Genomic DNA, 22,966 nt, shown 5'->3' with positions numbered 1-22,966 from the left:
CTCCCGGAAAAGGAGGCCCCGGCTCATAAGGCCCGGACGTGATCGAATTAGAACCGGGTCGAAACCTCCAGGAAGATTTCTTTCGGATTCTGCACGATCGCCGAAAGGTCACTCACGAGACCCGTCGTCGTACCTGTACCGACACCCCCTGAAAAGGGAACGTCGTTGGCACTGGTTGCGATCAGTTCGTCTGTCAGGTTCCGACCAATCAAGGCAATTCTCCACCGATCATCCGGCGTCGACAGGGCGATTGTCGCATCGAACTTGGTGTGGGCGTCCTGAATGGAGTCTGGACGCAGCGTGTCGGTGTAATTGTACTCGCTGGAATAGGTCAGATCGCCGCCTACAGACGCGTTCCAACCTCCAAATACAGGGAACTCGTAGGTTGCACCGATGCGGCCGGCGGTTTCAGGTGCCTTAGGCGGCGTGCGGCCATTATAATCCTGGGACGTAAATGCTGTTCCGACCAGGACCTGATCACAGCCCTCGGCGATTGTCTGACCGGCATAGCACTGACCAATATAATCGCTGTAGTCCGCATCGTTATAGGCAAATGCGCCACGAATGGTCAGCCCATCAACACTGCGAGGCAGCCAATTGAAATCAAACTCGATGCCGGTCGTTGAAAGTTCACCGGCATTGTCGACGACCTGTCCAACCGTGATCGGGTCGAAACGCTGCACCTGCAGGTCTTCATAAAGGTAGTCATAAATGGTTGCATTCAATGCAAGCTGGCCGTCGAACAGGATTGACCGGACGCCGGCCTCGAAGCCTTTTGCGGTTTCACTGTCAAATTCGCCAGCCGCTTTGTTGGCCGCCGGGGTCAGGGTCTGGGAAATGTTGAAGCCGCCTGATTTGAAGCCTTCCTTATACGCAACGTAATAGGAGACATTTGTCGAAGGCTGGTAGCGCAGCGTGACTTGTGGCGAGACATTCTCGTCTTCAAAATCATCATCAAGCCTCAGACCTCCGGGGAACGCGGCCGCAAATGCTATATTGGCCGCACGAGACTCCTGGTAAGAGTCTCGCTCTTCCCGACTCCAGCGCGCGCCGGCAGACAACTCCCACTGATCTGAAAAATTCCACGTACCTTCCACAAAGAGTGATGACGTCTGTCCCTCAAAACCATTGTCGCGACTGAACGTGACAAATGTCCCGGTGACCGGATCAGGCGGCACGGGGAAGATGTAAGCGTCCGTGTTGAACACGAAGTCAGCGTCAGAATAGAAACCGCCAAACAGGAAATTCAGCGGACCGTCGAATTTGGTCTGGAAGCGAAGCTCTTGAGACACTTGTTCGAAATCAGCAAGCTGGCTGAAAGAAGCCGGGTAAGCCTCGCCGGACACGTTGTTGAGGTCGGTCTGGACAAAGTCGTAATGGGACGTGATCGACGTGATATCGAGCCGATCAAGCAAAAGCTCTGCGGTCAGGATCGCAGTGTTGCTTTCAAGGTCTGAATAGGTCCGACCGTCGCGCGCATAGCGATAACCGGCATTCGCCACTTCCTTCGGAAGCGAGGACACATCGGTCCGCCCATTGATACGGCAATCGGCATTCGGGCTGGGTGGAATGCCATTGGCAGACGCTGGCGTTGTTCGGCCGGCACCGCACACCCGTTCAAGATAATCGGTGGCGCCGCCATCCTCATTCTGGGTCGTGCCAAGCTTAAGCTCGAGATTGAAGATGTCTGTCGGCTGCCAATCGAGGGTCAACCGACCAGCGAACGTCTCGGCACCCCCGCGCTTGCCCTGGTTACGCCGATCAAATCCAAGCGGCGAAGGATAGACAGGCGCCGCCGAATTCTCAAAAGCCCCTTCAGCATCGCGATAACGCACAGCCAGACGGGCCCCAAAAGTGTCTGATATCGGCCCTGAAACATAGCCCTCTGTGTAGAAGTCTTCTGCTTCAAACCCATAGCCGACCTTGCCGCCAGCCTCGAATTCATCGCCAGGCCCGTTGGTGATGACGCTGATGAGGCCACCCGTCGTGTTCTTGCCGTAGAACAGCGCCTGAGGCCCCTTGAGCACTTCGACCCGCTTCACATCAAACTGGCTGAATAGAATCTCGCGGCCACGCGACATGGGAAGACCATCGAGATTGAAAGAGACCGACTGATCAAAGCCGGCAGAAAGAGAGGTCGAGCCGACACCGCGGAGGAAGACGCTGGCAGAAGAGCCAGATGATGCCCGCCCGACCACCATGGACGGAACCTGGGTCGCCAGATCCGTCACATCGGTGATGTTGTAGTCTGCCATCGTTTCGCCGCTGAAAGCCGTGATCGCGACAGGGGCGTCCTGCAGCCGCTCGTCGCGCCGACGCGCCGAGACGGTCACGACGCCCAGCCGTTTGAGCCGGGCCGCTTCTTCAGCCGAGACTGTGGATTCAGTGGAAGCGCTTGCACTCGCTTCATCGGCCTGCTGCGCAACTGCCGGCGCCGCCCAGAAGATCATGCCTGCCGCTGCGGTCCCAAGCAGGACAGCCTTAATGCTGCCAGCGCCTGCGCGAAGCTCGCGCCCCACGCACACGTTATCACTCATCCGTTTTGCCATTAATTCCTCCCAAGGTACTGGCCTGCGTCTTTTATCTAACGCTATAAGGTTTTTTGTGCATATCCTCGCGGCACCTCTTCGTCAATCGACTTTGAAATCCATGAATTGACAATGTTGTCAGGCATTGCTGCCGTACAATCCAACTTTGAAAGGAATGAATCGGGCGGACCGCGCTAACTCATGACCATAGATTTTTTTCAAATCCCGAGTTCTTGACTATCAAGATTTGTAGGCTGGGAAAGCACTATCGCTTTGCGACTTCTTCTCGGAGTGTCCGCAAATCACTCAACGTATTTCGAAGCGTCACTCGCATCATCTGTCTCGAACTCATGATCTGCGCTTTGGTCACGCTTCCAGTAAAGACGGGCTTGAAATTGCCCGGCAGAACGATCACGCACGCCCGGGTTTGCAGACCAGATCCGGATGCAGCACGCCGGCGCTTCCAGTCCAGCGACGATCACATTCCAATGTTCGACTTCACACTTTACCCTTCTGGACGTTTTGCTCGTTCACCCCAAAAGAAGTGGCTCCGCAAACCCTATCTGATGAGGTGGAGAGGAAGGGTGGCGATAATGCTGGACAGGCCAGGGGTTTGCCTCTTCTTAAAGGGCCGCCTATTCACACTGTCAGCCAGTTATCCCCAGTCTGCACATTTGAGACCGATGAGACCGCTTAACACCACCCGCCTGTTGGCCGCCGCTGCAGGCCTGACGTTGGCGATGACCCTCACCATCTGGCCAGAATCTGCCATGGCGGTGACCTCGGCAAACGAATCCTTTCTGCAGCCAATGGGGCCGGTCGCTGAAGAGCAGGCCACGCATTTGATGCGTGTCATCGCAATCACCATGATCGTGATCCTTCCAGTTCTCATCGGCGTTCCGCTGCTATTGTGGCGCTACCGGCTAGGCTCAGAGACGGCGCGCTATACGCCTGAATGGGAGTCTTCGAACAAACTTGAACTCGTGCTTTGGGGCGTCCCGGTCATCATCGTGATCGTGCTGGCAAGCTGGCTCTGGTATTCGACCAATAAACTCGATCCTTACAAGCCGGTTGGGGAAAACCCGCTGCAGGTTCAAGCTATCGGACTCGATTGGAAATGGGTCTTCATCTACCCGGATGCAGGCGTCGCGACCGTCAACGAACTGGCTATTCCTGTGGGCCGACCCGTCGAACTCACACTCACGACAGACACCGTCATGCAAAGCATGCTGATCGCTCCGCTGACGGGGCAGATCTACGCAATGCCCGGCATGACGACCAAGCTCAACTTCGCCGCCACCCGCACCGGATCGGCCGAGGGCGAAAACACACAGTTCAATGGCGCCGGGTTTGGGAGGCAGAAATTTACCGTGATCGCGCTTGAGCCAGACCCGTATGAAGCATGGGTTTCAAGCGCCCGCGATGCCGCACCGCTGGATGATGCAACTTATGCAGTGTTGCGGCAAAGGTCCGTACTCGCTGACGCCCGTGCAGATCTGGGACTAAGCCGGGAAGCAACCCCGCTCTATTTCAGCGCGCCGGACAGCGCCTTGTTCGAACGGGTCGTAAAGAAATATCATCGACCAGGAACAGCTGATACCACAGACGAACTCGGCGGCACCGGCCTGCCCGCACAAGGTGGTGGAGATCGCGAATGACCGAACACACCAGCCCGATCTTCGGCAACCTCAATTGGAACATTACACCGTATACTGACCTTCTGGACAAGGTCACGACCAGCACCATCATTGGCGCCGGTGCGGCAACCGTTCTCGTCGTCGGCGCGATCGGTGCGGTCGCGCTTCTGACATGGATGCGCTGGTGGAAGCCCCTCTTTAGGGACTGGCTAACCTCTGCCGACGCGAAGAAGATCGGCATCATGTATATCGTGCTGGCGCTGGTCATGCTGGCCCGCGGCGTCATTGAGGGCTTCGTGATGCGCGCCCATCAGGCGACAGCGCTCGGCACACTGGCGAGCCCGGAAAGCGGCCTCGTCGCGCCAGATCACTTCGCGCAGCTCTTCAGCACGCACGGGACGATCATGATCTTCTTCGTCGCAATGCCGCTCCTGATCGGACTGATCAATTTCGTACTGCCGCAGCAATTGGGTGCGCGCGACATGGCGTTCCCCGTGCTGAACCAAGTCAGCCTCGGCATGACCGCTGCAGGCGCAGGCCTGATCATGATTTCGCTGCTGGTTGGCCAGTTCGGAACGGGCGGGTGGACCATGTATCCGCCTTATACCGGCAAGGAATACAGCCCCGGCGAAGGCGTGGATTACTGGCTCTGGGCGATCATGATCTCTGGCATCGGGTCGACGCTGACGGGCTTGAATTTTGCCGTCACGATCTTCAAGAAGCGGGCGCCGGGCATGCATTTCATGCGCATGCCGCTCTTTTGCTGGACGTCTCTCTGCGTCGCGATCATGCTGATCTACGCCATGCCGGCATTGACGGTCTCAAGCACGATGCTGCTGCTTGATCGCTATGCCGATTTCCACTTCTTCACGAATACCGCCGGCGGCAATATGATGAACTATGCCAACATCTTCTGGATGTTCGGCCACCCGGAAGTCTACATCCTCATCCTGCCAGCCTTCGGCGTATTCTCTGAAATATCATCGACCTTTTCCGGCAAGCGGCTCTACGGCTACACCTCGCTGGTCATCGCCAGCATGAGCATCTCGGTGATCAGCTTTACCGTCTGGTTGCACCACTTCTTCACCATGGGTTCCAGCGCGTCCGTAAACATCGCCTTCGGTATTGCGACGATGATTATCGGCATCCCGACTGGCGTGAAGGTCTATGACTGGATGGCAACGATGTGGCGAGGCCGCATCAGGATTACCACGCCGATTGTCTACCTCGTCGGCTTCTTCATGCTGTTCGTCATCGGCGGACTTTCCGGCATCATCCTGGCCAATCCGTCGATTGACTACCAGGTCCACAATTCAACCTTCCTGGTCGCACACTTCCACAATGTGATTATTCCGGGCGTGTTGTACGGCATGCTGGCGGGCATCCATTACTGGTTTCCCAAGGCGTTTGGCTTTCGACTGAGCGAGACATGGGGACGGCGCACGGCCTATCTCTTTGTCGGGGGCTTCCTGTTCACCTTCATGCCGCTCTACGTGCTGGGTCTTATGGGCATGCCGCGGCGCTCGCCGACCTTCCAGAACCCCGAATTCATGCCGTGGATGTACCTCGCGGCATTTGGCGGCGTCCTGATGCTGGCGGCCCTCGCCAGCCTGTTCTGGACCTTCTGGACGAGTTGGCGAAACCGGGAGCAGCTTGCCGTACCCGGCGGCGATCCATGGAATGGCGCCACACTTGAATGGTCCAGCCCGGCGCCTGCGCCTGAATGGAATTTCCCGCGCATTCCTGTCGTAACCGCGCGCGATGACTGGGGCGCCGCCAAACGCGCCGGCGACCCATGGAAGGGTCCGGACGAATACGTCGATATCGAAATGCCCGCCAACACCTATTTCGGTGTGATCCTCGCAGGCGCCGCCTTCATACTCGGCTTCGCCATGACCTGGCATATCTGGTGGCTGGCCATCGCAAGCCTCCTCACAATGTTCGCGGCGCTTTTCTGGCGTGGCATGAAGGTTGTCGAACCGGTAATCGTGCCCGCCGAGGAAGTTGAGCGGGCCGACAAGGCGTTCCGCGAACAAGTCGCCGGGCTCACCCCCGCGCGGCGCACCGAAGAAGAGACCGCGCAGAACAAAGGTGTGCCGGACATCACGGAGTTTGCCGGATGAGCAACGGACTATATCCCGGCCTGAACCTTGGCGACCATGAAACCGAAGCCAATGAGAAGGCGGAAATAAACGTCTTCGGCTGCTGGGTCTTTTTGATGAGCGATCTCATCATCTTCGGCATCCTGTTTGCGACATATGCAGCCTATCTGAACCCCGTGGGACTCGCCGGAGGCCCCGGGCCGCAAGAACTGTTCGATATAAAGAGTGTCGCGATACAGACCGGCCTGCTTCTGCTCGGCGGGGTCGCCTATGGCGGCGTTTCGCTGACGGTGAAATATGACGGCGGCGCAAACAAGGTTGTCCTCTGGCTCGTGATCAGTGCGCTGCTCGGGGCTGGATTTGTTTTCTTTGAGGTCAGCGATTTCATCAGCCAGGCGCAGATGGGCGGCATTCCGCAGGCAAGCGGCTGGCTGAGTGCCTACTGGACGCTGGTCGGCCTCCACGGCCTGCATGTCAGCGTCGGCATCCTCTGGATCGCTGCGATGATTGCTCAGATCAGCACAAGGGGGCTCGATAATACAGTGAAGGTTCGCCTCTCCATGTTGGGCGTCTTCTGGCATTTCCTCGACCTTATATGGGTCGGTATTTTCTCCTTCGTCTTTCTGGTGCCACTCGCATGACCAAACCCAATACCGGAGAGTTAGACCCCAAAGACACTGCCTCGCATGAGCTGCGCAGCTATGCGGTCGGCTTTGTCATCAGCGCGGTTCTGACCGCCATTGCCTTCGCCGCCATACTGTCTGATCTATCCACGACGCTGAAGATTGCCATCGTCTGTATCGCGGCGCTGCTTCAGGTGGCCACGCATTTGCGTAATTTCCTGCATTTGAGCTTCTCGGGAAACCAGTCGCGGGAAGACCTTCTTCTGGTTCTCTTTTCCACAAGCCTTCTGGCGATCATGGCGTGTGGAACGCTCTGGATTCTCTCGGATTTGCATGGACGCATGCACGATAGCCAGCCGGCCCATAGCGCACCGGACGAACACGCTCCCTAACCCGTTCCCGCCGGCTGAACACCCCCAATCGCCAACCGCAAAACCGCATCAACCCCGCGTGCTAACTGGCGCGCGTCGTCACAAGTTTTCCGACAGAACTTGACTTCACTCACGCATGAGCGAATATCTTTCCGCCGCCTGAAAGGACGCGTTTCAGTCGTCTGCGGTCACTTGAAAATCGATGGGCCAATGACGCCCGCGGGAGGAAATATGAGCAGTGATGTGTCCGGCGCAGCCGGTGCCAGCGAAGCGTCGACAAAGGCAGAGGCGGAAGCGCCTAGAACGCCCTATTCCAGGCCGCTTTACCGCTACTACGTTCTAGCTGTCCTGACGGTCGTTTACATCTTCAACTTCGTGGACCGGCAACTGCTCGTCATCTTGCAGGAGCCGATCAAGGCTGAGCTGAACCTGTCGGACACCCAGCTTGGCCTGCTCACCGGCTTCGCCTTTGCACTGTTCTACGTGATCTGCGGCATTCCGATCGCCCGATGGGCCGACAAGGGGAACCGCCGAACCATTATCGCGCTCGCGCTGACGATCTGGAGCGCCATGACCGCGATGTGCGGCCTGGCCGGGAACTATGCGCACCTTCTGCTCGCGCGGGTCGGCGTCGGTGTTGGGGAGGCCGGTGGCAGCCCCCCTGCTCACTCGATGATCTCGGACATCTTCAAGCCGAAGAACCGGGCGCTCGCGCTCTCGGTTTACTCCATCGGCATCTATATCGGCATCCTGATCGGCTTTGCCCTGGGCGGCTTCCTGGCTAATGCTTTCAGCTGGCGGCTTGCCTTCTTCGTCGTTGGGTTGCCGGGCATCTTCATGGCCCTTCTCGTCTTCTTCACTGTGCGCGAGCCCATTCGCGGCTGGTCGGAGGGCAACGAGCAAGCGGTCGAGCCAGCCCCACCCATCTTGGACGTCGCTCGCCTGCTCTGGACCCGCATCTCCTTCCGCCACATTGCGCTTGCTGCCAGCCTGCAGGCCTTCATCATCTATGGCATCGGCAACTGGCTGCCCTCCTACTTCCTGCGCACCTATGAGCTCGATATCGGCACGATCGGGGCCTGGATGGCGCTCACCACCGGCTTTGGTGGCGGGCTTGGGTCATTCTTTGGCGGCTGGATGGCCGACAAATTCGGAGCGAAGGATGTGCGTTGGTATCTCTGGGTCCCGGCGATCCTGACGTCTCTTCTGGTACCGGTCCAGCTGGCGATCCTCCTGTCTGGTCACATGTACTTTGCGCTGATCATGACAGCGCCCTTCCACTTCCTGTCAGCGGCCTATCTCGGTGCCGTGCTCGCCGTCTCTCATAATCTTGTCAGCGGGCGGATGCGGGCGCTGACCTCGGCCGTTCTGTTCTTTGTGCTGAACCTCATCGGTCTCGGTATCGGCCCTGTCATTGTCGGTTTCCTGAGTGACATGTTCACGCAGAACGGGATGGCGGCTCCACTTGGCACTGCCATGGTGATCTGTGGTACGATCGCAGCGATATGGTCGGTCATCCACTACATACTGGCGGCAAGAAAAGTCACCGCGGACATCGCAAGGCGGCCACTATGATACGGCGCGCGGGCGCGTCCACGCTGGTGCTGGCGCTAACGGCGTGCGCCCACCTCCCGCCGCAGGTGCTGACCGTCGCAGAGACGCCTACCACGGCGCAGGCGCCTGACGGGCAGTTCATATCCTGGGTCGAGCACCGTATCGACGACGAAGGCACCAATGGCGGTCTCCCGATCCGCGGCGGCGACGGGCTGCAAATGGCCGACATGGATGGCGACGGACGACCCGACATTGTGTCCGTACATGAGGATTCCAATCATCTGCGCATTGCCTTTGCCACAGATGATACAGACGTCTGGGTCAATGTCACAGTCGGCGAAGACGCAGAGGTCGCCGCCATTGAGGACGTTGCGATTGGCGACCTCAACGGCGATGGCTGGCCTGACCTCGTCGCCGCCTGCGAAGAGGCGCACCTCATCTATTTCGAAAACCCCGGAGAGGCCGCACGGTCCGAGCCCTGGCAAAGCCTCATTCCGCCGCTGACCCAAGACCGTGGCTCATGGCTGCGTACCTTTATCGCAGATGTCGATGGCGATGGGCGAATGGATGTCCTCGGCGCGAACAAGGGCGCGTCAGATATCATCGATCCCTCGCTCCTGTCTGCGGCAAGACCAACCTCGCTCTTCCGGATCGACGGCGATCCGCTTGATCCGTCGAGTTGGCGCGAACAGGTCCTGTCACGCGAGGTGGTCCCGAACACGGCGATGCCGGTCGATGTGGACGGCGATGGCGACCTTGATGTGCTCGCCGCCGCGCGTCTGCATCAGACCATGACGATCCTTGAAAATACTGGCCCGCGTAAACGTGGCGGTATTGAGGTAACGCCCCACCCTATCGCCATTGTCCCCGGTTTCGATGTACCTGAAAACTGGAAAGGCACCTCGAACGGCTTCCAGAGTGATTTTGCCGACCTTGATAATGATGGGCGCCTCGACCTTGCAGTCGCCGTGCATGAGACACCTTCGCCCATCGATGGCACACCTCTGATGGCCCCCCTTGGTTGGCTGAGACAGCCCGAAACCCTTGACGATCCATGGGTCTACCATCGCATCGGCGACATCCTGCCGGACGTCGTCATCGGCATCGAACTCGCAGACATTGATGGCGATGGAGACCTCGACGCCATCACCGGCGGCTATTCCGGCCTCAACATTCTCAAAGGCGGCTATACCGGCGCGTCGCGGGACTATGACGAACCTAGCGTCACAGCATCATCAAGCGTCGGCCGGATCGCCTGGTTCGAAAATACGGGCGACCCGGCCGCCGACTGGACACGCCACGATATTTCGCGGCGCGTGCGCGGCATGTACGACGCTTTCATTGCGACCGACATGGACGGTGATGGCGATCTGGATATCGTCACGACGCGGGGCAATAGCGGCGAATTCGACGGGGTGGTCTGGCTTGAACAGGTGCGGTCAACCGAGCCGCGAGCAGCTTTCACGCCGGCTCGCGAGAGCGAAAGCCGCGCCCTGCCCCTGCCGCCAAGCGACTGGGCCAGCCATTACGAGACCTCCGTAACCCTGATAGCGCCAAACAAGGCAGCGAAGGACTAGACTCTCGTCTATTCGAGCGGCTCAGCGCCGAGCCCGACGCGCATGAACCAGCCTTCGCCCGCTTCTCGCCGCTGCTGATAAAGCGCCTCATGGAATTCGAACATTCCGGGATAAGCGTCGTTCCGCAGCTCTGGCGCGTCACCAATATGAAGATAGGCCTCGTCCTCGTTGTAGGGCGCCCAATCAGGACCGTTCGCGCTTTCAGGCTCACCGGTCGCGGCGAATGACGCCCAATAGTCCACGAGCACAGACGATAGCGCTTCAGCTTCCTCGACAGGCGGCTTGGGCCATTCTGCCGGATACGACTCAAGGTCACCGACCGTCCCGAAGACGAAGGGGACTTCACTCGCATGGAAGGCGCAAAGTCCGCGCTCTGCCATCGTCGGATAGCAGTGATCGAAGACGTAGAAATAGGCCGGCTGGCCAGCTTCGCTTGCCCTACGGACAATGCGTTCTGTGGACCAGCCAAAGACATTGTCTCTATTCACCGCCAGCATGGATTCTTCCATGTCATCGGATGGATAAAGCGCGAGGAAGGCATCCGCCTTATCGCCATAGCGCGCGCGGATCGCCGCTTCATAAGCTTCGGCTGAGTCCGGCTTCTTCGGCAGGAGCATCCGATAGGTGCGCGCCTCGCCGCTATTGAATCCGGCAAGCACGGGAACCTTTGCGAACGCGCCATCGTCGAACGACTCATTGAGCTGGCGCGGCACATATTTACCATCGACCGTCCCGGCCGGCGCATAGCCTGCCAGCGTTGTGCGATTAATCAGATACTGCGCATCAGCCTCCCGCGCGGCCTCAAGCGTGTCGAAACCGAGCTTGTCGAACAGATCGGCGCCTTCTGCCTCTGCAGCCGGCAAGTCGTACGCTGCATGTCCAAGCTCAGCGAAATTGCGCGTATTGGTCGACTCGATAATTGCCTTGTCGAAAAGGCCTTCCGCTGGCGGGCTCGTCAACAGATAGCTCACGCTGAGCGCGCCTGCGGATTCGCCCATGACGGTAACGTTGGACGGATCACCGCCAAAGGCTTCTATGTTGTCCTCAACCCATTCGAGCGCAGCGATCTGATCCATCAGGCCGTAATTGCCCGACAGGCCCTCTTCGCTTTCGGCCATGAGGCCTGGATGCGCGAGCCAGCCAAGCACGCCGAGGCGGTAATTGATCGAGACGAAGACAACGCCTCGATCAGCATAGGCCGTGCCGTCATAGACAGGCTGCGCCGCCCCGCCAATGCGTAGCGACCCGCCATGGATCCAGACGATTACTGGCGCGTCTTCAGCGTCTGCCGGGGCCCAGACATTAAGCGACAAGCAGTCTTCAGATGAGGTCTCAGGCGGATCATTATAAACACTCGTCGGCGGCACGGGCGGCTGAATGCAACTCGGCCCGAAGGCAGTTGCATCGCGAACACCATCCCAGGCCGCGGGGGCTGCGGGCGGCGCCCAGCGCAGGTCTCCGACAGGGGGCGCGGCGTACGGAATGCCGCGAAACACATTAATGCCGTCCTCGCTGACCCCTTCGACATCTCCCTGCGCGACGCTGACAAGAGGCGCCGCCGAAGCGGGCTCCTCTGTCAGCGCCGCTTGGGAGGACTGTGTGTCCGGGTTTGAGCATCCTGACAGGGCGAGCGCAGCGAGGCTCATAGCTATCAAGGCAGATGTCCGTCTGGTCATTTGTCAGCTCCTTGTGCGTCAGGCTGAGCCGTAAAGGCTCCTGAGGCGGATTTTGTCGATCTTGCCGGTTCCGGCAAGCGGCATGGCCGGCACGCGGATGACATCGTCCGGCAACCACCATGACGGCACGCTGCCTTTTAGCGCCTCAATCAGATTGTCGTCTGCGAGGGTTTCGCCTTCACGGAACTGAACAAGCAGCACCGGGCGTTCACCCCATTTGTCATGCGCGCGCCCAACCACGGCGGCAAAGGCGACTTCCGGCAGGTCGGAGACAAGTGCCTCGATTTCGGCCGGATTGATCCATTCACCGCCTGACTTGATCAGGTCCTTGGCGCGGCCTGTAATGAAAAGTTGTCCGTCCTCACTGATTTGAGCGAGGTCGCCTGTCGGAAACCAGCCATTGCGCGTGGCCACTTCAGACTGGCCGAAATAGCGCTCGACGACAGACGGCCCTCGAACCCAGAGATGGCCTTCCTGACCGCGCTGCTCGACGAGCGGCGCGCCTTCATGATCGGCGAGCATCAGATCGATGCCGAGCGCCGGGCGGCCGGCTGTATCCGGCGAACGCTCATCTCCCGGCGGCGTGGCTGTGCCGAGCGGTGACAGTTCCGTCATGCCCCAGGTCGTCTGCACTGAGATGCCACGTTCCTCAATCCGGCGCATCAGCGCCGCATTCATCGGTGCACCTCCAACCATGATACGCTTCAGACTCGGCACCTCCAACCCGTTCGCATCGAGATGGTCGAACACGTCCAGCCAGAGCGTCGGCACACCGATGGCAACGGTGACGCCTTCGCTGATGATCAGATCAGAGAGCGTCGCCCCATCGGCCTGACGACCGCTGAAGACCAGTCGCGCGCCGGTCGCAGGGGCCGAAAAAGGCAGCCCCCAGGCATTGGCATGAAACATCGGCACGACGGGTAAGGCGACATCGTGCGAGTTGAGCCCGCTGACATCGGCCTGCAGCTGGCGAAGCGTGTGGAGATAGCTGCCGCGATGCGTATAGGTGACGCCTTTGGGAAGGCCTGTCGTGCCCGATGTGAAGCAGAGGCCGCACGGTGTCGTCTCCGGAAAGTCGCCCCAGACAACATCGTCAGAACTTGCCTTTGACAGCAGGGCTTCAAGACTACGGGGCTTGGTCAGTTCGACATCCGCGCAGCCGTCCGGACCAACCAAGTCAATGACCAGCACATGATCTATCGATCCGGCTTCTGCCACGATCTCGGCGGCAAGCGGCTGGAGATCTCCGCTGACGATCAGGATACGGGCTTCCGACTGGCCAATCATCCAGGCGAGCTGTGAGGCGGTAAGGCGCGGATTGAGCGTATGGCACACCGCGCCGAGGCCCATGATGCCGTACCAGCACTCCATATGGGCCTGACTGTTCCAGGCAAGCGTTGCCACGCGATCACCGCGCTGCATGCCCAGCTCCTTGAGAACGCTTGATACTTTACGCGCACGCTCATGCAGGTCGCGATAACCGATGCGTGAAAGGCTGCCATCGGCCAGGCGTGTCACGACGTCCTTCTCGGGATGCCACTTCGCGGCGTGATCGAGCATGCGATCGAGGGTCAGCGCAAAGTCCTGCATGGCGCCGTCGGTCAGTTGCACGTGGACACCTCTGGTGGCAGCGGCGGAGCAATAATGCCGACATTCCAGTTCCATTGAAGGCTGCCATCGGCGCGCCTGCGGCAGACAATTGCCTCGTGAAGCTCGAACCGCGCGCGGGCAAGGCCCGGCCAGGCCTTGGGCGTGTCAGAGAACACCATGCCGGTGGCATTCTCACCATAGGCCGGCCAGTCCGCCGCGCCTTCAGCCGACGGGACGCCCGTCCGCGCAAAGCTCGCCCAATACTGCATCATCGCTTTCATCAGATCGCGTTCGGACTGTTTACGCGGGGCCTGCGGCCAGGGTTCAGGAATGTCGAAAAGCGTGCCGAAGACATACGGGATTTCCATCGCATGAAAGGCGCGAAGGCCGAGCTTGTCGGCGGCTGGATAGGTATGATCGAAAAAGTAGAAGTAGGAAGGTTGACCAGCGGCCGTTTGCGAGGCGGCGAGGCGCTCTGCCGTCCAGCCATACATGGCATCGCGCGTCGTCGCGAGCATGCTGGCTTCCGGATTATCAGCCGGATAGGTCTCAAGGAAGCGATCTGCGAGCTCGCCATGGCTTGAGCGGATCGCGGCTTCATAGGCGTCGCTGCCCGGCACGGGTGGCAGCAGGAAGCGCAGCGAGCGGATCTCGCCCTCATTAAAGCCTGCCAGCACCGGCACCTGCGCCTGTTCCCCCTTATCGAAAGTCGCTGGCATCTGATCTTTCAGCCAGACATCATCAATGACGCCGAACGGGACGAAACCGTTGCGCCCGGCAATCGAGACCAGCTTGTCGGCGTCCATCTCACGCAGCTCAGCGAGCGAGGCCGCTTTAGCCTTTTCCTGGAAGGCGACGCCCGCCTCTTCAGCCGAAGGATGGCCGTTCAACGTACCCCTCAGAGGCGCCATCGAGACCATATAGGCGCTCTCAGCAATCGCCTTGTCGAACAGGCCCCGCGCTTCAGGCGAGACCATGAGCAGGACCACGCTGAGCGCTCCAGCAGACTCGCCTGCCACGGTGACATTGTCCGGATCTCCGCCGAAAGCTTCGATGTTGCGCTTCACCCATTTCAGCGCCGCCGCCTGGTCTTTCAGGCCATAATTGCCGGAGATATTCTGCGGCGACTCGGCGCTGAGCGCGGGATGAGCGAGGTAGCCGAGGACGCCAAGGCGGTAATTGATGGTAACGACGATGAGACCCGTTTCGCGGGCAAGTGCGGCGCCGTCATACATCGCCTGGCTGCCGGCGCCGGTAACGAGCGAGCCGCCATGGATCCAGACGAAGACGGGCGCGTCTTCTGCGCCGTCCGGCACCCAGACATTGAGACTGAGACAGTCCTCGTTCACCTCATCGAGCCGCTCATAATAGATGCTGCCCGGGCGGGCGCCGGGCTGCGGACAGGCCGCGCCGAATTCTGTCGCCTGGCGAACCCCTTCCCAGTCTGGAAAGGCTTCCGGCGGAGCCCAGCGTCGCTCGCCGACAGGGGCGAGCGCGAACGGGATGCCACGATAGATCGAGACCCCATCCTCAGCCTCACCCTGAAGCGAGCCGACCGGTGCAGTCGTAATGGCCGCGGGTTCAAGCGTACCAACGCTCGCCTGCAATCCATCACGCGCCGCACAACCGGCCTGCCAGACCACTGCCGATGCAAGGATCGACCAGGCGATTACCTTGCCGATGCCGGGGAGCGTTCTGCCACCGCCCAGCATTCTTCCAACATTCAGCACAGTCCTGCCCCCGATCAGTATTCAACGCTCACACGGACACCAAAGGTCTGCGGCCTTTGGCGCGCATACCGCCCGTCAAGGAAGGATTCGGGGTGGACGTAAGTGATCGAATTGTCGTCGAAGAGGTTTTCGACATATCCGGTCACCTGCCAGTTGTCCCTGGAAAGGCCAGCCTGCAGGTTCACGACGGTATAGGCATCGGTATAGTCAAACGTCGGTGCTGGCACATTTGGCTGACCCGGCACGTTCGGAAGCATGGCCGGGAAATCGCCCACATAAGCCGCCGTCCCCGTCACGAATGCATCCATGTCCCCGATATTGAAGTCGTAGCGCGCTGTGGCCGCACCCTGGAAATTGGGCATTGCAAGCTGAAGGCCAAGCTCCGCGCCTGAAATCGCAGCTTCCGCTGGTGTGAGCTCGGTGATTTCGGTGTCATTGATGGAGCCGTTCACGAACAGGCTAAGTCCGTTGCCTGGATAGTAGCCAACCTCAAATTCGAGGCCCTGGCTGACAGCTTCACCAATGTTTGTCGCAAACTGAACCTGATCGGAGAGGCGGTTGGCCTGCACCTGGATGTCTGACCAGATGATGTAATAGGCCGCGAGATTGGACGTGAGCTTCCCGTTCAGGAAGGTACCCTTCATACCGACTTCGTAGTTGATCAGCTCGTCTGAGTCTGCGCCATCCGGGATGACGAGATCGGTCGGATCAACAAGACTGACCGCACCAGCCCTGGCGTTGGCCACCGGCGAGCGGAAACCCGTCGCTACCGACGCATAGGTCGTCAGATTTTCCATCGGCTTCCACGAGGCACTCGCCTTGTAGGACATATTGTCAGCTTCGACCTTCAGTCCATCGACAGCTACAACCGGAACAACGGTCAGCGCCACATTTGAGAAACCGCCAAGCGCGACAGCCAGATAGTTCGAGTTGTACCCGCCCGGCAGCGTGTGGGACTGCACTGAGGTTTCCGTGTACCGAAGTCCGCCCGTTACCCAGAACTGATCAGAGAACCGGTAGGTCAGCTCACCAAACGCTGCAGATTCGATCGCATCGAAATATCCTGCGAAGCTTTGATAATATTCGTCCGGCAGCCCCGTCAGATTGCGCGCTTGAAGGAAGTCGATGGACGAGCGGTAATCATAATCGATATCGCGGCGCTTGTTGAAATAGAAGCCGCCAAGCGTCCAGTCCCAGTCGCCGCCATCGGCAGAGACCAGACGAACCTCCTGCACAAAGTTCTCGTCATATCCAACCGCGTCCAGCGCGAATGGAATGGCCTGATTGAACGTACCAGCCAGGTCAACGATGAATTTGCCGTCGATTTTCGAATAGGTCGACGAACTGGTCAGCGTCGCCCAGTCCATCTCATAATTGGCCGTCAGATTGTAGCTGGTGAAGTTCGACTGGAAGAGATCTGGCCGCTCGGTGAAGCGGATATATTCGCCTCGATTTGGGTTGGTCAGCGCCGAATCGGCTGGCTTGTTGTCTTCATGGATGATCAGCAAACCAAGATCGAAATTGCTGGTCGGTTCCCAGAGAAGATGAGCGCGGCCACCAATCGCTTCGAGCGAGTTCGCGCCCTCGATCCCGGTGCCCAGATTGTCGACCCAGCCATCTTCGTCTCGGTAGAAACCGACGACCCGCAGGGCAAGCTTGTCCTCGATCAACGGCAAATTGACCATGCCATTATAGCGCTGGCGAAGCGCGTCGCCGTCGACAAGGCCGAAGTCGACCAGGGCGGAGGCTTCAAATTCATTCGGGTTCGGTGCTTTTGTCAGGATACGGACGGCGCCGGACAGCGAGTTCGCGCCAAACAGCGTCCCTTGTGGGCCGCGCAGGACTTCGACGCGTTCAACATCATAAAGCGTCGGGTCGAGGATAGTGGAATTACCATTGCTCGAGATAGGCAGCTCATTGATGTAAATGGCGGTCGCGGCCTGAAGGTTTGCGCCATAGCCATTCGTCGCGATGCCGCGCGTTGTGATCGTGTTGAAGTTCGCGGTGGGCTGGTTGAGCACGATGCCCGGCGTTTCGCGCGCAAGACCGTCATAGCTGACAATGCCCTTCTCGCTGAGCGCATCCTGCTGCCAGGCCGTCACGGCGAGCGGCACGTCCTGCAAGCTCTGTTCGCGGCGAGTTGATGTAACGATCACACGCTCCTGGCGTGCCTCGCCTTCTGAATTCGGATCGCTGGTCGCAGGTACTGCAGCGTCCTGTGCAAATGCCGGCAAGCCGAGCGCAATAAGCGAAATTGCCGATACCGATGTCTTGAAGCGTAAAGTCATATTTTCCTCCCTAAGGCCTGCAGGTTTTCCCGCTTGTTGGGGGGATAGAAATCCAGAAAAAACGCGATGTCAATAAAATTCACTCTTGCGATAATGAACATTATTCCGATTGTGTCTTATGAGTGTGGGTCTATGACTATTAGCTGTGGTGAAACTGCGTTCTGATCGAGATTTCGAACGATTCGATTTGAGTGCGATGAAACCCGGCAAACTGTCGCCAATGATGGATGTTCCCTTGCGTGACGTTGACACGACGCACAATTGGCCATTGACCAGATAAACCCTAAGCAGATGGCTGATTGACCGAATGACGAAGACCGCCCCCAAACGCCGTAGAATGACGAAGGCCGAGCAGCGCGCCGAAACCACGGAGCAAATCCTGGATGAGGCGGAATATCTGTTCGCGCAAGGCGGCTTCAATGGCGTCACGTTGAAGGACATCGCCAAGCGTGTCGGGGTGCACCACACATTGCTCAACTATTATTTCGACGACAAGAAGAGCGTCTTCGATGCCGTCGTCGCGCGGCGGGCAGGCGTGACGAGCTCTTTGCGGATGAAGGCGCTGGATGAGTATGATGAGGCGACGGGCGGAAAGCCAACGGTCGAGGGGGCGTTGCGCGCCTTTCTGGACACTGACCTCGATCTTTACAGCCAGGGCGGAGAAGGCTGGAAGAATTACGGCGTGATGGGCGCGCAATCGTCAAACACGCCTTATGGCGGCGCGCTCTTCGATTTTCACTTCGATCAGGTTGTTCTGCGGCTCATCGGCCTTCTTGAAAAGGCCCTGCCGGAGTGTTCGAGAGAAGACTTGTTCTGGGGCTATCACTTCGTCACCGGCGCGCTGATGCTGACGCTTGGACGCACGGGACGGATCGATCGACTGTCTGAAGGGCTCTGCAAATCAGACGACTTCGAAGCCGTCAAGGAGCGCATGGCGACCTTCATGGCCGGCGGCTTCCGCGAACTCGCAGAAAGAAAAAAGCCCTCAAAATAAAGGTGTCGACTAGCTTACCGAGCTGACAGAACCGGCCTGGTTCTGACCGGATCCGTTCAGCCAGCGACGAATACGGATCATCAATTCGTCGGGATTGAATGGTTTGGAAATATAGTCCGTCGCGCCCATTTCGAGTGCGAGAATCGCGTCTTCCTCGCGCCGCCGGGCGGTCAGCATGATGACCGGAAGGTCGGCCGTCTTCGGATTGGCGCGCATCCGCTGAAGCGCTTCGGTGCCATCCATAATCGGCATCATGCCATCAAGGATGACGAGATCGATCGACTCGTTTTCCAGTACTTCGAGCGCCTCTTTGCCGTTTTCTGTCGCGACGATGTCGCAGCCCAGAGCTTTCAGCTTGTGAGACAGGAGAGCACGAAGCATGCGATCGTCATCTGCGACTAGGATTTTCGGTTTTGACATAGTGCTGCTCCTGCATCTTCCATTCGAACCTATACGGTCTCGGTAAACCTGCGGTAACTAGCTGCCTGGCAATTTCGAGACGCCCAGAAAGAAACTGATAAGACCTTGGGGGATTTCAGCGCGGGTTACGCGGCCCCTTGGCTGAGATCGAGAAACGCCTTTACGCCATCCTCGATATCTATATCAGCCTCAGCTTCATCTGCTGCCAATCGCGCCAGTGTCTCAAGATCGAACGCGGCTTTGGAGATGTCGTCAAATCCATAACTGCCTGCCGTTCCGGCAATTGCATGGGCCAACCGCTCAACCTGTCTGGCAACGTCTTTCTGGCTGCCCGAGCCCAGGATTTCAGAGAACTGCTCGCCCAGCGAATTCAGATACCTGGCGTACTCCGCGCGAAGCGCTGCCCATTCGTCGCTCTCAGACACCTCATCCTCTTGCGCAGAGGAGCGCCGGGATTCCAGCCGGCCAGAGGCTCCAAGATGCTGCTCCACAACACTCTCAAGCAGGTCGAGATCGATAGGCTTGGCGAAATGATCGTCCATTCCGGCAGCCTTGTATTCAGCGATCTGAGACGCCATCGCATTCGCTGTCAGCGCGATGATTGGGACGTTGCAATCTGGCGCCGCCATAGCGCGGATTGCGCGCGTCGCACTCAACCCGTCCATGCCGGGCATCTGAATGTCCATTAGAACGAGGTCTACCTGCTCCTCATCCCGGATGAAGTCGATGGCTTTGCGAGCCGATTCAAACGTCACCAGATGGTGACCGGTATGACGCAGCCCCAGTTCGATCAGGCTCAGATTAGCTTCGACATCATCAACGACGACAATCGTGGCGGCTTCGCGTGTTTTGGTCTTAGCAGGACTAATTGGGGCAACAGTCTCGCTCTCGTCTGAGAATTTGACCGGTATAGTCAACGTGACGCGCGTGCCTTTGCCCTCCTCGCTTTCCATGCTGAGGTCGCCGCCCATAAGTTCTGCCAGGGAGCGGCTGATGCTGAGCCCCAGTCCCGTGCCGCCAAACTTCCGCGACACTGTAGAGTCGGCCTGTCGGAACCCCTCAAATACGTGGCGAAGGCTATCCTTCGAAATGCCAATACCGGTATCTGCGACCGTGATTCTCAGCTTGTCATCGCGAATCTCTGCCGAGACATCGATGTGGCCTTGCTTGGTGAACTTGGCGGCATTGCCAATCAGATTGGTGAGCACCTGGCGCACACGCGTCTCATCACCGAGAATGCTCATATCAGCCAGCGGATCTATATGCCGTCTGATGGGGACGGATTTGGTCTTACGTCCGGCATCAACAAGATCGATCACATCTTCGACGACGCTTCGAACACAGAACGCATTTTCTTCAATTTGGAACCGGCCAGCCTCGATCTTGGAGAAGTCGAGAACATCATCCACGATTTCTCGTAACATCCGCCCCGCACTTTGGATGCGCTCGAGATACTCTTTCTGGTCGGCGTCGAGATCGGTGCGTGCGATGAGCTGAGTAAAGCCAAGCACACCGTTCAAAGGTGTGCGAATTTCGTGGCTCATATTCGACAGGAACTCTGCTTTTGCGCGACCTGCAGCTTCAGCTTCCTCGCGTGCGGCCGCCAGCATGTCTTCACGTTCGCGCCGGTCCGTGACATCTCGCAGCGTATTGATGACCGAAACTGGTTTGCCGACTTCATCACGAACGATATTGGGGTTGCCCTCAAGCCAGACGATTTGGCCATCAATCGTCTGCACACGGAATTCTCTTCGGAAGTCAGAACTTGGCTCTTTCCCTGCAAAGTTCATCCGGCTTGCCGCTATGGCGGCAGGGCGATCCTCCGGAACCACAAAATCGAGGGTGCGCATGCCGACGGCCTGCTCCGGCGTCACGCCAAGCTTTCTGCACGCTGGCGACGCATAGGTAATCACGCCGCCGATCGTGGTTTGCAGCACGATGTCGGTCGAATGCTCGGCAAGCATACGGTACTGGCGCTCACTTTCCGCCATCTGCTGTTCCATCAGCTTACGTTCGGTGATGTCGCGATAGGACGACACAACAGACCGCGGCACGCCGTTCTCGTCACGTATGAGCGTCGGATTGCTTTCCAGCCAGATATAACCGCCGCCCGCTTTCGGGGCGCGATGTTCGCTTCTGGTCGGGCGGGACTCATCCGTATTGGATATAAGTTCGCGAACGGCCTGGGCCGCTATTTCGCGATCTTCAGGCAAGACAAAGTTCTGCGCTGGTTTGCCAATCGCGTCTTCGGGATTGATACCAAGGACACGGCAGGACGGCGAGACGAACTTCACCGTCCCATCGAGGTCGAAATTAAGAACAATGTCTGTCGAGTGTTCAGCCATCAGGCGATAATGGGCCTCGCGTCTGCGAAGGTCCCGCTGAAGCCGCCGTTCGTCGGTAATGTCGCGGAAAACGCCGAAGACAAGATCGACCGTTCCGTCTGGACCAGTCTGGCATTCGCCCATGGAGTGGACGATACGGTGTTCGCCGTCAGATTTTCGGATCAAGGTTGCTTCGAATTCCCAACCCTGGCCGGTTGCAATGCCCTCCGCAACGAGCGCATCAATGCGCTTTTGATCTTCTGGCGCGTAGAACCCCACGGCGACATTGTAATTTGGATCGAATTCCTCCGGATCGACGCCATGAATCGTGAAAACTTCCGGCGACCAGAAGACGGAATTCGTTTTGGTATCCAGCGTCCAGTGGCCGACTTTCGACATCACCTCGGCAAGCCGGGCTTTACCGAGCATTTCATTGAGTTCGAGTGTCTTTCGTTTGAGCCGATATTGAGAGTGCCGAAGGTGTGACATCAGTCGCCGGCGTTGTGTCACTGCGCCCGCAACAGCAAACGTCAGCACGGAATTCACAATCAAGAAGGCCTGAAGAACCAGGATTTTGGTCTCCATGCTTGCGTCCATCAGAGACGTCGGCCCCCGGTCACTCAAGGCGAAGGGAAGCGCGATTGCGGCTGTCGCGAGCAGACCGAAGGCAGAGCCTCTGATGCCGCTTGTAAACGCAAGAGCAACAAGTGCTGGTGGCACGAAGAACAGGAATGGATAGTCCGACTGCGCAAAGACCAGAAATGCCACGCCGCAGGCCAGACAGAACGTCAGCACCTGGTCTCGACTGAACTTGAAGAGATCGAACTTGGTCGATCGACTGACGATCCCTTTGACGACGGGCGTGAACAGCACAATCCCCAGCATGTCAGCACTCAGCCAGATGATGGCCTCATGCAGAAGGATGTTTGAGCCGATAAGCGCCAGGCCGATCACTGCAAGCAGTGTCGAGATCAGACAGCCAACTGTTGCTGCCCCAAACAGCTTCAACAGACCTAGCTGGCTGATCAGACTATAGCGGCGACCAAGCACATATAACTGCGCGACGAGAAACACTTCGACAACGTTGGCGAGCGAGAGGAAACTCGACAGAACCAGTTCGTCACCGGACAAAGTGTTCGCGAGGAAGATGATACCACCAAGGACCGCAAGCATGTAGGGCCACGATTGCTTTGACCGCCACAGCATCAAGGCAAGAACAACACCGTTTACAGGCCAGATCGCCGCAATATTTCCCTGTGCCCGCGTCAGGTGTATTGAGAGGTTCGTCAGCGCGAACACCCCCACGGCGACGAGCAGCAGGCCGAGGCAATTTTTAAGTACAGACTTGGTTGCAAGCCAGGCAATTGGTGCCTTTGACGCTTCGAGAGCAGACTTCGTCATTTTCAGCCTCTGATTACACCACGCACGTGGGAGAACCGCAGAGGCGTACACCGGTTTGGTTTCAATTCACTTTATCGACCCTGAAATTTCGGTGGCATCCGTCCTGGCCCCTGAATCGAAAGACGAAATTGTCAGCCCAGGCGCCATCGCA

At 58.5% G+C, this 22,966-nt stretch carries 14 protein-coding genes; 7 read left to right on the top strand and 7 right to left on the bottom strand.

The window, feature by feature from the left end; genetic code table 11:
- Window positions 1–47: 47 nt before the first annotated feature.
- Window positions 48–2,537, bottom strand: a complete 2,490-nt coding sequence (locus B8783_RS17165; protein WP_233355847.1) for a TonB-dependent receptor — start codon at window positions 2,535–2,537, stop codon at window positions 48–50.
- A 674-nt stretch (window positions 2,538–3,211) separates the two neighbouring features.
- On the opposite strand from B8783_RS17165, the gene B8783_RS17160 reads away from it, so the two are divergent.
- The 6 genes from B8783_RS17160 (at window position 3,212) to B8783_RS17135 (ending at window position 10,392) form a co-directional block, all read left to right on the top strand.
- Complete coding sequence (locus tag B8783_RS17160) at window positions 3,212–4,186, top strand: cytochrome c oxidase subunit II (protein WP_199288165.1); 975 nt, start codon at window positions 3,212–3,214, stop codon at window positions 4,184–4,186.
- Window positions 4,183–6,288: a cbb3-type cytochrome c oxidase subunit I gene (locus B8783_RS17155; protein WP_084421472.1), complete on the top strand. Its 2,106-nt coding sequence runs from the start codon at window positions 4,183–4,185 to the stop codon at window positions 6,286–6,288. Before B8783_RS17160 ends, B8783_RS17155 begins: the two co-directional genes overlap by 4 nt.
- A complete protein-coding gene (locus B8783_RS17150) occupies window positions 6,285–6,908 on the top strand; it encodes a cytochrome c oxidase subunit 3 (RefSeq protein ID WP_084421469.1) in 624 nt (207 codons plus the stop codon). The genes B8783_RS17155 and B8783_RS17150 overlap by 4 nt, the downstream gene beginning before the upstream one ends.
- A complete protein-coding gene (locus B8783_RS17145; protein ID WP_169711839.1) occupies window positions 6,905–7,282 on the top strand; it encodes a cytochrome o ubiquinol oxidase subunit IV in 378 nt (125 codons plus the stop codon). Before B8783_RS17150 ends, B8783_RS17145 begins: the two co-directional genes overlap by 4 nt.
- A gap of 210 nt (window positions 7,283–7,492) precedes the next feature.
- Window positions 7,493–8,836: a spinster family MFS transporter gene (locus B8783_RS17140; RefSeq protein WP_084421463.1), complete on the top strand. Its 1,344-nt coding sequence runs from the start codon at window positions 7,493–7,495 to the stop codon at window positions 8,834–8,836.
- Window positions 8,833–10,392: an FG-GAP repeat domain-containing protein gene (locus B8783_RS17135; protein WP_084421460.1), complete on the top strand. Its 1,560-nt coding sequence runs from the start codon at window positions 8,833–8,835 to the stop codon at window positions 10,390–10,392. The genes B8783_RS17140 and B8783_RS17135 overlap by 4 nt, the downstream gene beginning before the upstream one ends.
- Before the next feature lie 8 nt (window positions 10,393–10,400).
- Here B8783_RS17135 and B8783_RS17130 read toward each other — a convergent pair whose 3' ends face one another.
- From B8783_RS17130 to B8783_RS17115, 4 genes are read right to left on the bottom strand one after another with little or no spacing between them, the layout of a single operon-like run.
- Window positions 10,401–12,068 (bottom strand): carboxylesterase/lipase family protein, encoded by a 1,668-nt coding sequence (locus B8783_RS17130; RefSeq protein ID WP_084421457.1) that lies wholly within the window; start codon window positions 12,066–12,068, stop codon window positions 10,401–10,403.
- A gap of 18 nt (window positions 12,069–12,086) precedes the next feature.
- Entirely contained in the window at window positions 12,087–13,673 is a 1,587-nt protein-coding gene (locus B8783_RS17125) for an AMP-binding protein (protein WP_139792448.1), read from the bottom strand.
- Entirely contained in the window at window positions 13,670–15,388 is a 1,719-nt protein-coding gene (locus tag B8783_RS17120; RefSeq protein ID WP_233355845.1) for a carboxylesterase/lipase family protein, read from the bottom strand. The genes B8783_RS17125 and B8783_RS17120 overlap by 4 nt, the downstream gene beginning before the upstream one ends.
- Window positions 15,389–15,402: 14 nt before the next feature.
- Window positions 15,403–17,676 (bottom strand): TonB-dependent receptor, encoded by a 2,274-nt coding sequence (locus B8783_RS17115; protein ID WP_084421451.1) that lies wholly within the window; start codon window positions 17,674–17,676, stop codon window positions 15,403–15,405.
- 307 nt (window positions 17,677–17,983) lie between these two features.
- Here B8783_RS17115 and B8783_RS17110 point away from each other — a divergent pair, with 307 nt between their 5' ends.
- Window positions 17,984–18,670, top strand: coding sequence for a TetR/AcrR family transcriptional regulator (locus tag B8783_RS17110; protein ID WP_084421448.1), 687 nt, complete (start codon window positions 17,984–17,986; stop codon window positions 18,668–18,670).
- Window positions 18,671–18,679: 9 nt separating this feature from the next.
- On the opposite strand, the gene B8783_RS17105 is transcribed toward B8783_RS17110, so the two are convergent.
- Window positions 18,680–19,090: a response regulator gene (locus B8783_RS17105; protein ID WP_084421445.1), complete on the bottom strand. Its 411-nt coding sequence runs from the start codon at window positions 19,088–19,090 to the stop codon at window positions 18,680–18,682.
- 125 nt (window positions 19,091–19,215) lie between these two features.
- Window positions 19,216–22,815, bottom strand: a complete 3,600-nt coding sequence (locus tag B8783_RS17100; RefSeq protein ID WP_084421443.1) for a PAS domain S-box protein — start codon at window positions 22,813–22,815, stop codon at window positions 19,216–19,218.
- Window positions 22,816–22,966 lie beyond the last annotated feature (151 nt).

It is taken from the genome of Henriciella litoralis, assembly GCF_002088935.1.
Lineage (GTDB): Bacteria > Pseudomonadota > Alphaproteobacteria > Caulobacterales > Hyphomonadaceae > Henriciella > Henriciella litoralis.
The sequence above is the reverse complement of the archived record's forward strand: the minus strand, read 5'-3'. Positions and strand labels throughout refer to the sequence as shown.

What these genes read in the sequence shown, in the direction of transcription:
- B8783_RS17160 (WP_199288165.1), top strand. Translation starts at nt 3,212, where the DNA reads ATGAGACCGCTTAACACCACCCGCCTGTTGGCCGCCGCTGCAGGCCTG.
- B8783_RS17145 (WP_169711839.1), top strand. Translation starts at nt 6,905, where the DNA reads ATGACCAAACCCAATACCGGAGAGTTAGACCCCAAAGACACTGCCTCG.
- B8783_RS17155 (WP_084421472.1), top strand. Translation starts at nt 4,183, where the DNA reads ATGACCGAACACACCAGCCCGATCTTCGGCAACCTCAATTGGAACATT.
- B8783_RS17115 (WP_084421451.1), bottom strand. Translation starts at nt 17,676, where the DNA reads ATGACTTTACGCTTCAAGACATCGGTATCGGCAATTTCGCTTATTGCG.
- B8783_RS17135 (WP_084421460.1), top strand. Translation starts at nt 8,833, where the DNA reads ATGATACGGCGCGCGGGCGCGTCCACGCTGGTGCTGGCGCTAACGGCG.
- B8783_RS17110 (WP_084421448.1), top strand. Translation starts at nt 17,984, where the DNA reads ATGACGAAGACCGCCCCCAAACGCCGTAGAATGACGAAGGCCGAGCAG.
- B8783_RS17130 (WP_084421457.1), bottom strand. Translation starts at nt 12,068, where the DNA reads ATGACCAGACGGACATCTGCCTTGATAGCTATGAGCCTCGCTGCGCTC.
- B8783_RS17105 (WP_084421445.1), bottom strand. Translation starts at nt 19,090, where the DNA reads ATGTCAAAACCGAAAATCCTAGTCGCAGATGACGATCGCATGCTTCGT.
- B8783_RS17165 (WP_233355847.1), bottom strand. Translation starts at nt 2,537, where the DNA reads ATGAGTGATAACGTGTGCGTGGGGCGCGAGCTTCGCGCAGGCGCTGGC.
- B8783_RS17150 (WP_084421469.1), top strand. Translation starts at nt 6,285, where the DNA reads ATGAGCAACGGACTATATCCCGGCCTGAACCTTGGCGACCATGAAACC.
- B8783_RS17140 (WP_084421463.1), top strand. Translation starts at nt 7,493, where the DNA reads ATGAGCAGTGATGTGTCCGGCGCAGCCGGTGCCAGCGAAGCGTCGACA.
- B8783_RS17100 (WP_084421443.1), bottom strand. Translation starts at nt 22,815, where the DNA reads ATGACGAAGTCTGCTCTCGAAGCGTCAAAGGCACCAATTGCCTGGCTT.